12 protein-coding genes are annotated in these 14997 nt (G+C 55.2%); 10 read left to right on the top strand and 2 right to left on the bottom strand.

All coding sequences use genetic code 11. The annotated features are described in order from the left end of the window. Nucleotides 1–101: 101 nt before the first annotated feature. The 6 genes from EBA_RS02170 (at nucleotide 102) to EBA_RS02195 (ending at nucleotide 4976) form a co-directional block, all read left to right on the top strand. On the top strand, nucleotides 102–680 hold the full coding sequence (locus EBA_RS02170; RefSeq protein WP_192372801.1) for a DUF502 domain-containing protein: 579 nt from the start codon (nucleotides 102–104) through the stop codon (nucleotides 678–680). Between the two features lie 85 nt (nucleotides 681–765). After that, the gene (locus EBA_RS02175; RefSeq protein ID WP_192372803.1) at nucleotides 766–1266 is read left to right on the top strand and encodes a CinA family protein; all 501 of its coding nucleotides are present in this window, start codon (nucleotides 766–768) and stop codon (nucleotides 1264–1266) included. A 224-nt stretch (nucleotides 1267–1490) separates the two neighbouring features. Next, nucleotides 1491–2276 (top strand): M48 family metallopeptidase, encoded by a 786-nt coding sequence (locus EBA_RS02180; RefSeq protein WP_192372805.1) that lies wholly within the window; start codon nucleotides 1491–1493, stop codon nucleotides 2274–2276. Next, the gene (dapC, locus tag EBA_RS02185) at nucleotides 2276–3475 is read left to right on the top strand and encodes a succinyldiaminopimelate transaminase (RefSeq protein WP_192372807.1); all 1200 of its coding nucleotides are present in this window, start codon (nucleotides 2276–2278) and stop codon (nucleotides 3473–3475) included. Before EBA_RS02180 ends, dapC begins: the two co-directional genes overlap by 1 nt. Nucleotides 3476–3577: 102 nt before the next feature. Continuing rightward, nucleotides 3578–4396, top strand: a complete 819-nt coding sequence (gene dapD / locus EBA_RS02190; protein WP_192372809.1) for a 2,3,4,5-tetrahydropyridine-2,6-dicarboxylate N-succinyltransferase — start codon at nucleotides 3578–3580, stop codon at nucleotides 4394–4396. A gap of 166 nt (nucleotides 4397–4562) precedes the next feature. Further along, on the top strand, nucleotides 4563–4976 hold the full coding sequence (locus EBA_RS02195; RefSeq protein ID WP_192372811.1) for a hypothetical protein: 414 nt from the start codon (nucleotides 4563–4565) through the stop codon (nucleotides 4974–4976). Between the two features lie 26 nt (nucleotides 4977–5002). Here EBA_RS02195 and EBA_RS02200 read toward each other — a convergent pair whose 3' ends face one another. Continuing rightward, nucleotides 5003–5737 (bottom strand): aldose epimerase family protein, encoded by a 735-nt coding sequence (locus EBA_RS02200; RefSeq protein WP_192372813.1) that lies wholly within the window; start codon nucleotides 5735–5737, stop codon nucleotides 5003–5005. A gap of 281 nt (nucleotides 5738–6018) precedes the next feature. On the opposite strand from EBA_RS02200, the gene EBA_RS02205 reads away from it, so the two are divergent. The 4 genes from EBA_RS02205 to dapE all read left to right on the top strand — a co-directional run bounded on the left by EBA_RS02205 (nucleotide 6019) and on the right by dapE (nucleotide 8532). Further along, the gene (locus EBA_RS02205) at nucleotides 6019–6456 is read left to right on the top strand and encodes a hypothetical protein (protein WP_192372815.1); all 438 of its coding nucleotides are present in this window, start codon (nucleotides 6019–6021) and stop codon (nucleotides 6454–6456) included. A 355-nt stretch (nucleotides 6457–6811) separates the two neighbouring features. Continuing rightward, on the top strand, nucleotides 6812–7057 hold the full coding sequence (locus tag EBA_RS02210; RefSeq protein ID WP_192372817.1) for a hypothetical protein: 246 nt from the start codon (nucleotides 6812–6814) through the stop codon (nucleotides 7055–7057). 6 nt (nucleotides 7058–7063) lie between these two features. Then, complete coding sequence (locus EBA_RS02215) at nucleotides 7064–7405, top strand: ArsC family reductase (protein ID WP_192372819.1); 342 nt, start codon at nucleotides 7064–7066, stop codon at nucleotides 7403–7405. Continuing rightward, nucleotides 7402–8532: a succinyl-diaminopimelate desuccinylase gene (gene dapE, locus EBA_RS02220; RefSeq protein ID WP_192372821.1), complete on the top strand. Its 1131-nt coding sequence runs from the start codon at nucleotides 7402–7404 to the stop codon at nucleotides 8530–8532. The genes EBA_RS02215 and dapE overlap by 4 nt, the downstream gene beginning before the upstream one ends. Before the next feature lie 196 nt (nucleotides 8533–8728). Here the strand turns inward: dapE and EBA_RS02225 are convergent, their stop codons facing one another. Then, complete coding sequence (locus EBA_RS02225) at nucleotides 8729–14977, bottom strand: two-partner secretion domain-containing protein (RefSeq protein WP_192372823.1); 6249 nt, start codon at nucleotides 14975–14977, stop codon at nucleotides 8729–8731. Between the last annotated feature and the right edge of the window lie 20 nt (nucleotides 14978–14997).

Here is a 14997-nt window from a genome sequence, read left to right on the forward strand (position 1 = left end):
GGTACTTTCGAATGCGCCGATTACGTTTAGGCTTCCTTAACCGGCATAACTCTGATAAAACCTGGTTTCTTAACAACTATAACTAAAAAGGTAGGCGCATCATGAAGAAAATCCTTAATCACACCCTGATCGGCATTCTGGCGTTTATACCGATTATGGTGATTGTACAAATCGTGTTGTTCGTGAAAGACCGACTGACCGATTTGTTTCAATTCGTTTACGGTTATTCCGATAATTATCTGGTGACATTTTTGTTGTTTGCCGCCAGCTTCGCGACCATTACCTATGTGGGAGGTCGGGTGAGCATGGGCCGGTTTTCCATCATCGCGATGTTTGAACACCTGGTCGAGCGTATTCCCTTGTTGAGCACCATTTATCGCGTCACCAAAAAACTGGTGAATATGATCGCCGGGCATCAGCTGCAAGAGCCGCGCGAAGTGGTTTATATCGAATATCCCAAGGATGGCATTTGGGTGCCGGCCTATGTCACCAACAAGACCGAAGACCGTTATGTGTTGTTTGTGCCGACATCGCCCAATCCCACCTCGGGTTTTGCGGTGATTATCCACGAATCGAAAGTGATCAAGTCGGACATGAGTATCGAGCAAGTCACCAGTTTTATCATCAGCGTTGGCGCCGATTTCGAAAAAGTCTCGGAAATTTCCAAGCTACCCAAGTAACTTTGTCCGTTTGTTGCAGCGATGACCTATCTGCTGCAACAAAACCCCTTCTCGGCTTTATGCCGTATCAGCTAATCGGATTGCCATGCATGATCCAATTTATCTACTCGCCGAAGCGCTCGGTACCCGTTTAAAAACGCTGGATTTACGCCTAGCCCTGGCGGAATCATGCACGGGCGGGGGCATAGCCAAGGCCATTACCGACGTGCCGGGCAGTTCCGGCTGGTTTGATCGCGGTTTCGTCACCTACAGTAATGACGCCAAAATCGACATGCTGGGCGTTAAGCCGGAGACCTTGGCGAAAGTGGGCGCGGTCAGCGAAGAGGCTGCTTTGGAAATGGTGGCCGGCGCTTTGACGCATAGCCATGCCGATGTGGCCCTAGCCGTCACCGGCATTGCCGGGCCGGATGGAGGTACGCCGACAAAGCCGGTGGGAACCGTATTTATTGCTTGGCAAGCACGCGGCGCTGTAGGCGTTTGCTTGCAAAAACAATTCAGCGGCGACAGACAGTCGATAAGGCAGCAGGCGACGCTGTTTTGTTTGCAGCAGCTTTTGCAATGGTTAGAACCCCCCACAAGCCCCTGAGGTTTTATGCCTGCGGGATTCGCTATCAAGGATGTTCACGCGGTTTTTGCATAGACATGGTCGTTGGGTGGCGTCTATCCTGCTTAGCGCAAATCTACAAATAGCCTAAGTTCACTCTTGTCCGTATGGTCTGAGTTGGCCGGGTGGACCCATCAAAAAGCTTTTAACTCCGGCCGACAAGTTAAGCTAAAATGCCGCTTCTTTTCCTTGCGGATGTTATCGCCATGTTGAAAAAACTCCTTCTTTCTGCGGCTGTTTCCCTATTGTTGAACGCTTGCGCTACCAGTCCGACTGGTCGCTCGCAGTTTATTTACATGTCGGATAATCAGGTCGATCAAATGGGTTTGCAGTCCTTTAGTGACATGAAAAGTAAAAACCCCATCAGTCAAAACAGTCGTTACAGTCAGTTTGCCAGTTGCGTTGCTCAGGCCATTACCCAGCAGACCGGCGGCCAGTGGGAGGTCGTGGTATTCGAAGACGAGACCCTGAATGCTTTCGCGTTACCCGGCAATAAAATAGGCGTGCACACCGGTCTGATCAATCTGGTGGATAACCAGGATCAACTGGCGGCTGTCATCGGCCACGAAGTGGGTCACGTATTGGCGCGTCACAGTAACGAACGTTTATCGCAGGAAACCGCCGTCAGCACCGGTTTGTCGATGGTGCAAGCCGTTTCCCAGCCGCAAACCGCGTTGGGTCAAACCGCATTGGGCTTGTTGGGTGTAGGTGCGCAATATGGGGTGATTTTGCCGTTTAGCCGGGTTCACGAGACCGAAGCCGACACCATTGGCTTGGATTTAATGGCCAAAGCTGGTTTCGATCCGCGCCAGAGCGTTAATTTATGGTTGAAAATGGACAAAGCCTCACAAGGCGGCCAGCCTATCGAGTTTATGTCTACCCATCCCTCGCATGGTAGCCGTATCGATAATTTGAATCAAAATATGAGTAAAGCCGTCCAGCTACAGCAACAAGCCTGGGGTGCCGGCAGACAACCGCGTTGCACTAAATAATGAATCCGCATTTATCTCAACTGCATCCGTACCCGTTTGAAAAGCTTGCTACGCTGAAACAAGGCATAACGCCGCCGACCGACAAAGCGCATATCGCGCTGTCGATCGGTGAACCGAAACACACCACCCCGCACTTCATCCAGGAAGCCTTGCTCCAGCACTTGCACGGTTTGACCCAGTATCCCACCACTAAAGGCTTGCCGGAACTGCGCCAGGCCATAGCCGACTGGACTTGCCGTCGTTTTGGTATTCCTGTTGGTGGTGTCGATGCCGAGACCCAGGTGCTGCCGGTCAACGGCACCCGCGAAGCCTTGTTTTCGCTGGCGCAAGCCGTGGTCGATCCCGTCGACAAGCCGGTGGTGATCATGCCCAATCCGTTTTATCAGATTTACGAAGGTGCGGCTTTGTTGGCCGGTGCCGAACTTTATTATCTGAACACGACGGAAGAAAATGGCTACCTGCCGGATTTCGACAGCGTGCCGGAAGCCATCTGGCAACGTTGCCAGTTGATCTTTATTTGCTCGCCCGGCAATCCGACCGGCACAGTGCTGTCGCCAGCCGAGCATTTGAAATTGTTGGCCTTGGCTGAAAAGTACGATTTCGTCATCGCTTCTGACGAGTGTTATACCGAACTCTACGATGACGAAGCCAATCCGCCGCAAGGCTTGTTGCAAAGCGCTTATCAGGCTGGCAACACCGATTTCAAACGCTGCGTGATCTTTCAAAGTTTGTCCAAGCGTTCCAACGCGCCCGGCTTGCGTTCCGGTTTCGTGGCCGGCGATGCCGAAGTGTTGAAGCAGTATTTCAAGTATCGAACGTATCACGGTTGCCCCATGCCAGTGCCGACCCAGCATGCCAGTATCGCCGCCTGGAACGACGAGGAGCACGTCAAGCACAATCGCCAGTTGTACCGGGAAAAGTTCTCGGCCTTTATCGACATTTTGCAGGACGTCTGCGAAATCAGCCGGCCGCCGGCCAGTTTTTATATTTGGCTGAAGACGCCGATTGATGACGCTGAGTTTGCTAAACAATTATTTGCCCAGCAAAACATTACCGTGTTGCCGGGTAGTTATCTGTCGCGCGATAGCGGCGGCATAAACCCCGGCGCTAACCATGTGCGCATTGCCTTGGTTGCGCCGATCGAGGAATGTGTCGAGGCCGCGCAGCGGATTAAAACCTTTATCAATAGTCTTTCGTAGGCTGGGTAGAGCGTAGCGAAACCCAGCGTGGAGAGCTTCAAGCTGGGTTTACGCTATCGCTTCTACCCAGCCTACATTATTTCAACTTAACCCCGAGAAATCATGTCAAATCTGGAAACCATCATTAACGACGCGTTTGAAAACCGCGCCGAAATCAGCCCGTCCACTGTCTCTACTGAAGTTCGCAACGCGGTCGCCGAAGTCTTGAATATGCTCGACAAAGGCGAAGCTCGCGTCGCCGAGAAAAAAGACGGCGATTGGGTGACCAATCAGTGGCTGAAAAAAGCCGTGTTGCTGTCGTTCCGCATCAACGAAAACAAAGTCATCGAGAGCGGCGATGTGCGTTATTACGACAAAGTACCGACCAAATATGGTCAATACAGCGAAGCCGATTTTGCTCAAGCTGGCGTTCGTGTAGTGCCAAATGCGGTAGCCCGTTACGGTTCCTACATTGCGCCCGGCGCGATCTTGATGCCGTCTTATGTCAACATCGGCGCTTACGTCGACAGCGGCACGATGGTCGACACCTGGGTAACCGTGGGCTCTTGCGCGCAAATCGGTAAAAACGTGCATTTGTCCGGCGGCGTGGGTATCGGCGGCGTACTGGAACCGCTGCAAGCCAATCCCACCATCATCGGCGACAACTGCTTCATCGGCGCCCGCTCCGAAATCGTCGAAGGCGTCATCGTCGAAGACAACTGTGTGGTGTCGATGGGCGTCTACATCGGCCAAAGCACCAAGATCTTCAACCGCATGACCGGCGAAGTGACCTACGGTCGCATCCCGGCCGGTTCCGTAGTCGTCTCCGGCAACTTGCCATCCAAAGACGGCAGCCACAGCCTGTATTGCGCGGTGATTATCAAGCAAGTTGACGAGAAAACTCGTAGCAAAACCGGGATTAACGAGTTGTTGCGGGATTGATTCTTGATTTGTTGCGCGGTGGACCAGTCTCTGCCGCGCAATATGGCCGCAGGAAGAAAATTTAATGGGACGGAAAATAAGCGCTAGTATTTCATGCGGCTAAGTTACTCTCGAAGTACATGCCGGCTTACATGACACTAATACTCTGACAAATTAAAGGATTCCCATGTTTTATTTGTTACTCACGCTTGCAGGTTTAATTTTCATAATTTGGGCGCCCCTAAATGTGACGTTAATCACCGGCTCCATCCTGATTCTGATACCTACTGTTGTCCGCTACAGTACAAAATTGATGACAGGGTTCGATATTTCTTTTGGTGAAGCCTTTAAAGCAGTTGCTCTTTCATTGATTCTCCCCATTCTCGCAGTCCTTTGGTTAGTTTCTTCTCTAGCCGGCACTGGGACTACTATTGAGTTTTCTGGCGTGGGTTCACTCATTTTTTCATTAGGCTTTTTTGCAGCCTATGCGCTGGGGTACAAGATAAGCCTTGGTCTGGACTTCAAACCCAGCATGGCAATTGCAGCCTTATCGACACTGCTTTCTGCTGTCGCGCTAATGTTTATACGCTCGTTTTTTTAGTTTGTTCGACCGGCGACGCTGTAGCGCTAATTAGAATTTGGCAATGTGCCTGCGCACTTCAATCTCTCTGCCCGAATCGTAAACACCATCACCAACTCCTCATCCTGTTGCAAGGTCAACGGTGTAGGCAGGCCGTCCGGGCCGGGTTGTTTGCCGATGACCGGCTCGATACAGACATACTCCGCTTTTTTATCGCTCCAGACCCCAAATGCCATTGCGATTGGCTGCGTGACAGGGTTGATCTCGCAGGTCATAGTTGCGGTAAATTCTTCTGTACTCAGTTTGACCGGGTCGCTCGGCGATACCACCGGATAAGGTCGCATGCTGTCATGCGGCAGAGCAGACACATCGACCCGTGTGCCCTCGATGTCGAGAACACTGTTCGGCGTCACCGAGAAATACGGGTGAAAACCTGGTCGTACCAAGGCGGTCTCCGACACCGCGCGAATCCGGGTGCTGACGGTCAGGGTTTTGCTGTTGGCTTCTGTCAGCTCTTGCCAGTCGGTAATCACTTCGACGGAGCCCCAATTCACATCGGCTGGCGCGGACAGGTTTTTTTGATGCGGTAAATCGCTGTCACAGGGCGTTATGCGATATTCGCCGTGTTTAAGCGCGAAAGGCGGCGATAATTCTTCAAAATTGGGGATGCACAGGTAGACGCCGCCGCGCGAACCGCCATCTTGTTTGTCGTGTAACGGATGGATAATATTGATGTCGTCTAATTGCCAATTGATTAAGGTACCTGTGTCGGTGAATTTCATTTGGGAAAATGTATCCTGTACTTGAATGGTTTTACGGTGTGGGGTGCGGCGAGCTCCGTTGCATGTGTAGCAAGTGAGCTGCATTGAGCGGGTTGCTCGGTTAAAAAAACGCTTTGGCGGCTATTGTAAACAACGGGGCTGAGAAAATGGCGGATTTCGGTGTGCCTTGCCGAGGTGTCGGCAAAGCGATGTATCCAATAGACTAAAAATTAGCGCCAATTTGTTAGACTATCGACTATCAGAAAATCAATTCGCAAACTCGTTTTTTCCAGGTCGATTTGATGCAGGCAATTGAAATTTTTTCCTTGAAAAGTCATGCCGGAGAATATCAAGACTGGCCACTGCGCACGCAATTGCTGATAAACGGTTTAGCTACTTCAAGTTATGTGCCCGGCTACCGGCTGTTGCATCAATTTAAAACCTCGGCCGATGAGTATTTGTTAATTTGCGATTGGGATTGCCCGTTTGAAGAAGCTACGGAGATAATCTTGTTGGGTAGCCAGCTCAATGTCTTGGCGGTACGTTCGCTTGGCGTCCCCTACGGCTCGTTTTGGCTTGATGAGGTGTTGGTGCTGGACAATGTCAATTTAAAGCTTACTTTTTTTCGAGACGAGCATTGGCAAGTGACTGTTACTTCGAAAAACCTGGCCTGTCTGCATTTTTCAAGCAGAAGTTGGCTGCCGGCGTTAACAACGCGCATACAGTTGAAACGGCTTTAAGCGCTTAGATTGATTAGCTAATTGGGTCAATCAACCTCGCCCGCTGAAAGTGTTGAGGTGGCGGGCTTTGTCCGGTTGTGAATTTTCGGAGCCGACCGATGTATTTGAAAATGGAGCTGGTAAGCTAGCGCTTGCGAGTCACAAAAAGGGAAAGCCAGGCGGTTGAATGCTGTTCGAGGCGGTGCGTTAACGCATGGCAAGGATTAGCCGCTATGCGTTACAATGTTTGTATTAGTTCCAAGGAGGCCAGACAGCATGAATGCGAACCCTTTCGATACGCTGCATCCGCGCACCTGATTTTAACGCCGCTTTGCCGGCCCCGTTTTTCTCTTCAATCTTAACCTGCGAGCACATCATGCCAGAAAATATTTCTAATAATGCCCTAATCCTTGCCCTGCTGTCCTTGAACGGCGAGATCGCTATCCAAAAAGATTATCTGGAATCCGGAGAGATCCCGGAAGACGAAGTGACCGACGAGGAAGAAGTGCTGGAGGATTTGGAGCAAGCTTTCATGGAATTCGTCGATGTATACAAAGCGCGCGCCAAAGCCGACGAATTGCTGCCCAGCATCGAAGAATTGTTGGCCGGCGAAGAAGGCTAATACTGCATGATCGTAGTTTACGGCATCAAAAACTGCGATAGCGTCAAAAAGGCGCGGACTTGGCTGGAAGCGCGGCAAATTGCCTACCGCTTCCACGACTATCGAATCGATGGACTGGATGCGGCTTTGCTGCAAGGTTTTGTCGATGCGCTGGGCGTGGATGCCGTGCTTAACCAGCGCAGTACCAGCTGGCGCCAGTTGGACGACGCCCAAAAATCCGATTTAACTCCCGACAAAGCCATGCAACTCATGCTGGCTGTGCCGACCTTGATCAAGCGCCCGATTCTGGATAATGGACAGCAACTGATCGTCGGCTTTAACCCCGATCAGTATCCGACCGAATCATGAGCGAAACCCTTTCCCTGTTAGAAGACCTGATTCGTCGCGAGTCGGTGACCCCCCAAGACGCCGGCTGTCAGGATCTGCTGGCGGAGCGTTTGACCAAGCTTGGCTTTATTGACGAGCGACTGCACTTTGCCGATACCCAAAACCTATGGCTGCGTAAGGGGCAACTATCGCCGCTGTTCGTGTTTCTGGGGCACACCGATGTGGTGCCAACCGGGCCCTTGACGGCTTGGGATTCGCCGCCGTTCGAACCAACCATCCGCGACGGCAAGCTTTACGGCCGTGGCGCGGCGGACATGAAAGGCGGCATTGCCGCGTTTGTCACCGCTGTGGAGCGCTTTGTGGCGGAACATCCGCAGCATAAAGGCTCGATAGCCATCATGATGACCAGCGACGAGGAAGGCATTGCCACCCACGGTGTCGTCAAGGTTGTCGAGGTGCTGGAACAACGTGGTGAAAAGATCGATTGGTGCCTGGTCGGCGAGCCGTCCAGCGACCAAAAAATCGGCGACGTGATTCGCGTCGGTCGGCGCGGCTCCTTATGCGCCAAGCTGACCGTGCTGGGGATTCAAGGTCACGTGGCGTATCCGGAATTGGCGGAAAATCCGATTCACACTTTCGCGCCGGCCTTGCAGGAATTGACTGAAGAAGTGTGGGATCACGGCAATCAATTTTTCCCGCCGACCCGCTTGCAGGTATCGAACATCAACGGCGGCACCGGCGCGGAAAACATCATTCCCAGCCAAGTGGAAGTGCAGTTTAATCTGCGTTTTTGTACCGAATTAGACGAAGCCACCATCAAGGCGCGCACCGAGACAATTCTGGACAAACACGGCTTTAAATACGATCTGCAATGGCGCTTGTCCGGCAATCCATTCCTGACCTCGCAAGGCGAATTAATCGACGCTACCCATGCGGCGATCGAAAGCGTCTGCGGATTCCAGACTTTGGACGATACCGGCGGCGGTACCTCCGACGGTCGTTTCATCGCGCCGACCGGTGCGCAAGTCATCGAGCTGGGACCCTTGAACGCCAGCATCCATAAGGTTAACGAACATATCGGTCTGGACGAGTTGGAAGTTTTAAGCCGGATTTACCAACAGATTTTGGTGAATTTGCTGGCTTATTAGTCCGCTAAATAAGGCCTGCCTCAACGGTTAGCTGCTCCCGTTATCTCATTCAAAATTTCGCAAGGCACTAATGGGGTGGTGCTTGCGAGCCTATGCTTGCCTCACGGGCCAAAATCCGGCTATTTTCCATAGCGAGCTGGAATGTTACGGCGCGCGCCGTATCGCCTGGGCCGAAGCGCTGAAACCATTGTGCCAATCAAAAGCGAGTTTCTTCGGATGTGCCAAGATAAATCGCCAGTCCGGAAAAATCGGCAATGGTCTTATGGAAACTCTGCTTAGCTGCGGCCAAACCCAATAAAATAATCTGTTCACGGCTTAATTCTGCCGAACTATTTGCCAGTTGCATAGACAAGGCATCGTCCCCGGTCAAGCTGATTTTCAATTCAAGCTGATGATCACCCGCCAGTTGGATGGTGGCAGTACTCGTCTGGCTGACCATGGCATCGCTATGCATCGTTGTTGGCTTGCTGGCGGCTTCCAGCTTATGGATGGTTAAGACGCCTTTGTAATCCGCCAGGGTGCAATTCAGCCGTTGACTGGTGCCCAAGTCGTTAAAAATATCAACCGACAAGTTAACTCTTGTGGTCTCCGGCTCCGGTGTGCCCGTTTCCGGCGATGCTAGTGTCAAGCCTTGCGCACTGGTAGTGAAAGAAACAAGTGCAGAGCTGTCTGGCGTGCCTAAGAAAATGACGTCATTCGCCAAACCTGGCAATGCCTGGGCAGGGTCTATGGTGATTAATTCCGCACTTTGCCTTAAGGCGCTGGTTGGCATGATAGCGATGTAGTCACTAACTGGCGGTACGATAATACTGCTACGGACGGCCTCCACTTGATTATCCAGCAAGGCTGTGCCTCCAAACAGCGTGGCAAAATTGACTGCATTGAGTTGACCCAGCTTAAAGCCATCCACGTCGGCCAAGTCCAGACGTCTACCTCTGGCAATCACGTTAACGAAGTTATTGCCGGGGTTGACCAAAATAATATCGGCCGGCTGCTGGCCTTGTTGTGCAGAGAGAGCGGTCGTGCCATAGTTAACAACACCGGTACCAGCGTGTTGGCTGATGCCGCCATCGGTGCTGTTGATGGTCAAGGCCCCAAGGCTGGTCAAGTTACCCAGCATCACTCCGCCGTTGCTGTCGGTAATGTAGGTGTCGCCGCTTACGGTCAACGTGCCGCTGCCCGTTTGGTTGAAATCATGGGTGACGGTGAACGAACCCGCGTCGGTCAGGTCGCCGCCGGTTTGGGTATAGTCGGTCAGGCTGAGGCCGCCATTGCCGACATTCAATGTGCCGTTGCTTATGCTGAGGCTGCCTGCGGAGCCGATACCGTCAACATTGACAGTGCCGTTTGCCGCCGGGCTGACTACTTGGGTATTGTCAAAAGTGACGGTCACGCCGCTAGGGATCAGGACGTTGGCGACGTTTGAGAAATCCGGCACCGCCGCGCCAGCCCAGTTGGCTGGATCAAACCAGTTGCCGGTGCTGCCGCCAATCCAGGTTACGGTATCGAGTCGGGTAATATCGGCACTCGTAATTCCGGTGGTGGCTACGGTGTAGTTGCCGGCATCTCCGCCACTCAGGCTCACGCCCGTCACGTCGATTTGTTTACCGGTAGCGACATTTTTATCTTGAAATGCCGCAGTCCAGTTTATCGTCAGTGCGTCGCCGCTGATGCGGTTGTCACCAGTCGTGACAGTTGCACGGGTGTTGCCGTCATAGACCTTGTTTATACCGTTGTAGGTCACCGTCAGCGCCTTAGGCGTGATGTCCAGCGTACCGCTATTGACGTAGGCGATGCTGTAGCCGCTGTTGGCGACGCCGGCGGCGGCGGTGATCGCGTAGCTGCCCACGTCGGCGGTATTGACCGTGCCGGTGGAACTCACCGTAGGTAGTGTGCTCAGGGCATCGCCGATCACGTTGTCGAGGTAGAGGTTGCCGTAGGTCGCCGCGCTCGACAGTGCGAGGCCTGTATAGCCTACGTTGCCGGAGACGTTCACCGTCTGCCCATAGACCTTGGCGGTGGCGTCGGTGGTGGTCGCGGTGATGGTCGCGTCCGCTGCATTAGCGAACACATAACGATTGCCGCTGCCGACGCTCGCAGGTGCAAGCGTGGCGTAAGTCCGTCCCCAGATTGCCTTGTTGCTGCTGTTCAGGCTGCCGAAAGTATCGAGTGAGGGGCGGGCGCTGTAAACAATCCAGCGGTCGGTCGAACCGGCGTCGGTAGTCTGCACCGCTGTTGCACCGCCGTTGTTAATGAAGTTGCCGGTCGCCGCCAGCGCCAGCGTGCCGCCGGACTGGCCGTCGCTGATGGATGAGGCGGCGTTGATAGTGAGGTCGCCGCCGGTGACGAGATTGGCCGAATCGGTAAATACCAGCGCGCCGCCGACGATGATGTTGCCGCTAGTGGCGTTGCCTATGGTGATGTTGGAAAAGCCGTCTTGGAATACCCGCGAGCCGCCGCTGAACAAACTGCCCGCTAATTGCAACGCGCCGCTGCCGCCGGCCAGACCGATTGTGGCTCCGGTCGTTGCTGGGGCAATGGTCAGGGTGCCGGTCCCCTCAACAATGGTGGTGTAGCCGCCGTTAGTGACCAGCCCGTCGGTTTGTAGCAAAACGTTCCCGCTCGTGACGGTGCTGCCGTTGCCGCCGATGCGTACGGTGCTGAGGCTGTTCAGGAGGCCGGTGTCACCGCTGCTGCCTATCCCGGTGAGCGCGATGTTGCCGCTGCTTGAAAAGATGCTGACCGGCCCGCCATCAAAGTTCACGCCTGCGTGAAGACGGGCGCTGCCGGTTCCTGCGGTGCCGGTGATGACGATGTCACCCCCCTGCGTGCTGATGGTATTGGTGGCGCCGGCGTTGTAGAAATTGACGCCAACGCCATGCGTGCCGCCGTCATAGTTTTTGCCGCCGATGCCATCCAGATGGATGCTGCCGCTGCCACTGGTCGCGATGGTTGAGGCGCCTACGGGACCGGCAATATCGATCCCGATGGAGTATTGCGAGAGAACGCCCGAGCCGCCTTGCCAGCCTTTGCCGCGCAGCGCGATGTCGCCGCCTGCCGCATTCAGCGTCACCTGGCTGAACCAGATGCCTCGCTGTGAGCCGGCGCCATACGAGGTGCTCGACCCTTCTGCATAGCCGGTGCCGTCGCTGCCGCCGCCCAAGGTGATGTTACCGCCGCTGCTGGCCACCGTGACCCGGTCCAGCATGATGGCGCCGCCGTTGCTGCCATCGCTGTTGGCCGACAGCACGATGTTGCCGCCATTACTGGCAATCTGCGTACCGCTGGCCCCTAAAATGCTGTCGCTGGATACCAGGCTGATCGTGCCACTGCCGCCGCCGGTGCTGACCAGATTAGCATTGAGGTTGACTGTGCCGCCGGAGATACTGATCGGTCCGGCAACGGTACTCGCGCTATTCAGGGAGATTGCCGCAGTGCCTGCATTGGCGGTATAGGCGGTCAGCGGGCTGGTGCCGCCGAGCACGCCGCTTTGGGTGTAGGCGGCATCTGTCGTGCCGGCGGTGGTAACGGTCAAAGCATGGGCACCGTTGATCGCACCGCCAAGGGTCAGGGCAGCGCCTGCGGTGGATTGGATCAACGCATCGGCGTTGAGTGTCAGCGCGCCGGCCAGGGTCGCTGCGGTGTTGGTTGAGTTGTAGAGGGCGCCGCTACTGCTGACGCCGGTGCCGCTGAGCGAAAAGGCGTTGGCAATGGTTTTGCCATTGACATCCACCGCAGCGCCAGAGTTGACAGTCACCACGCCGGTGCCAAATGGGCCGTTGGTGACGCTGCCGCTCGTACCGATCCCCGCCTTGAGCGTGCCGCCGCTGACGGTTGTGCCGCCGCTGTATGTGTTGGCGCCGCTCATCGTCAGGGTGTTGCTGCCGCTTTTGGTCAACGTTCCCAGGCCGGAAACCACGCCGGATAAGGTTTGCGCAACGGAGGCGGCCTCGTCGAACGTCGCGCCGGAGGCAATGGATATATTGCCGGCATAGTTGCCGGCATTGAGCGAACCGGTGCCGGCGATTTGCAGCGTGCCTGCGTTGACTGTTGTCGCGCCGGTATAGGTGTTGATGCCGGTTAGGCTGGCGGCGCCGGCACCAGTCTTCACCAATGCACCGGAATTCCACAACAAAGCGCTCACAGCCAGACCGCCGCCCGCAGCGGCGACATCGAGAGTCAGCGTATGCATGTCGATATTTATGCCAATCCCGCTGCTACTTTTGATCAAATCCTGAGCGCCACCATGGGTGGTGATGTTGAGATTGCCAGGAGTCATGGTGACACCTCCGCCGACCGAGCCGCCCGTGATATCGACCGTTCCACCGCCCACCGAGTCAAAGGATATCTGCGTATTCGCGCTAAAATCCAGCCGCCCCGCCGAATTGAATGTCAGTGTTGAAGGGCCATTGACATTGAATGCGGTGCTGGTAATGGTGGTAACGCTCGGCTGGCTGATGGTGAGGCCGCCCGCATTGAGGGTGGTGGCACCGGTATAGGTGTTGGTGGAGCTGAGTGTGAGTGTGCCCGCGCCATCCTTGGTCAGTGCGCCGGTGCCGGAAATGACGCCGGACAGGGTTCCTGCCGTGGCCTGTTGGATGCTTAGCAAGCCGCCGTTGGTGTTGATGGCCCCGCTGCCGCTGAGCGATCCGGTCGAGGCCGTAAGTGTGGTGGCCAGCGCGCTGCTGGTTGCCGAGATGCCGGCGTTGAGCACAATGTTGCGGTCGGCGGCTAGCGTCAGCGTGGCGTTGCTGCCCGCCGTCTTGCTGACGGCGCCGTTGACAGTGATGTCGCCCGCTTCAGCCCCTCCGCCCGTGGTGGTGATGGTGACGTTCTGGCTGTTGTTGAGCGCCGCGTTGAGCGTAGTGTTACTGATGGTGGAGCCGCTGGCGTTAGGCGTCCAGGTGCCCCCGGCGCTGGTGCTGACACCGCTGCCGTTCGTGTCGGCTCCGGCATTGCTGATGGTGACGTTGTAGGGATCCAGCAGCCACAGGCCGCCCTCGCCGGCATTGATCCGGCTACCTTCGACATTGAGGGCATGGCCAGAGGTTTCGATGCGCCCGCCCACACCGCCACCCGCGCCTAGCGCCAACACCGTGCCCTCCACATCAGTGGTCGAGCCGGCGCTGAGGACATCCGACCACAACACTACCTCGCCACCGTCACCGGTTTGCGTGGCGCTGGCGTCAATCGTGGCATCCGCTGCCATTTTTACGGTGTTGGCCTGATGAAGCGATCCGCTGCCTTGCCAATCGCCGCCGACCAAGACCTTGCCGCCGCCGGTTGTACCTTTAGCTTGCAGTTGGCTGTGCTGCTGCAATTGGATGTTCTTGCCCAAGATGGTGATGTCGCCGCCTTTGCCGTTGGCATTGTTGGCAACCAGGCTGCCATCGATGCGGGTGTTGCCGGCATTGCCGCTGTCCAGCATGATGCCGGTTTGTGCGCCAACGGCGCTAGCTGTACCGGTGTGGCTGATGCTGTCGGTGGCGGATATGTTGATTTCAGCTTGGCCGTTTTCAGCGCTAGCGGTCAATTCGCCGCTGTTGCGGACCTCGTCGCCTTCCAAAAGGATGCGCCCATTTTTGTGTTGCAAAGCTTGGGCTTGAACGATGCCGTCATTGTTGACCACGCTGTTGATCAATTCGCCGGCGGCTTTGGCGGTCATCACCACGGCACCATCGGCTTGCACCAGACCGCGATTGTTGATTTGGGCTTGGACGTCGCTGCCGTCGACTTCAACTTGGATCAGGCCGTCGCCATTAAAATCCAGGCTGACTTTTTTGCCTGCCGCCAGGACCACGTCGCCGTTTACGGCCTGGATACTGCCGCTGTTGTCCACATGGTCGGCGATCAACGCAATTACACCATGGTTGGCGACGATTTGGCCCTGGTTGTCTATTTTGGCTTGGCTGTCGCCGTGGAAACGGGCGATGCCGGCGTTGAAGTCGGCATCGCTGATGGCTAGGGTGGAAGCCACCAAGCCGCCGACATTAACTTGGGCGGTTTTGCCAAACACCACGCCATTGGGGTTAATCAGGTATACCTGACCATTCGCATCAAGCTTGCCCTGGATGTCCGAGGCATTTTGGCCTACCACGCGATTTAAGGCGACGTTGGAAGTAGATGGCTGTTGGAATTGCACGCTGGCATTTTGGCCGATGTCAAAGCTGTCCCAGTTGGCGCTCATCCGGTCGGTATCTTGATAGACAACTATTTGATTGCCGGTTTGGCTGATCCGGCCGCTGCCGCCGGTAATCTGGCCGCCGCCAGGCAGGGCGTCGGCGTCTAAAGCCAATGCAGATCCGCCATAGAGCAATCCGCCCAAGGTAAAAATAAACGGCTTCAGTTTACTTGAGCTGCATTTACTGCGGGTTTTGGCCGTTTCAGGTGCCACCATCCAGGTGCTGCGGGTAGAATTCCAGATGAGTCTGTACAGGTGATTCATGTCATGAACTCCTACATTTG

Source organism: Methylomonas albis (assembly GCF_014850955.1).
GTDB lineage: Bacteria > Pseudomonadota > Gammaproteobacteria > Methylococcales > Methylomonadaceae > Methylomonas > Methylomonas albis.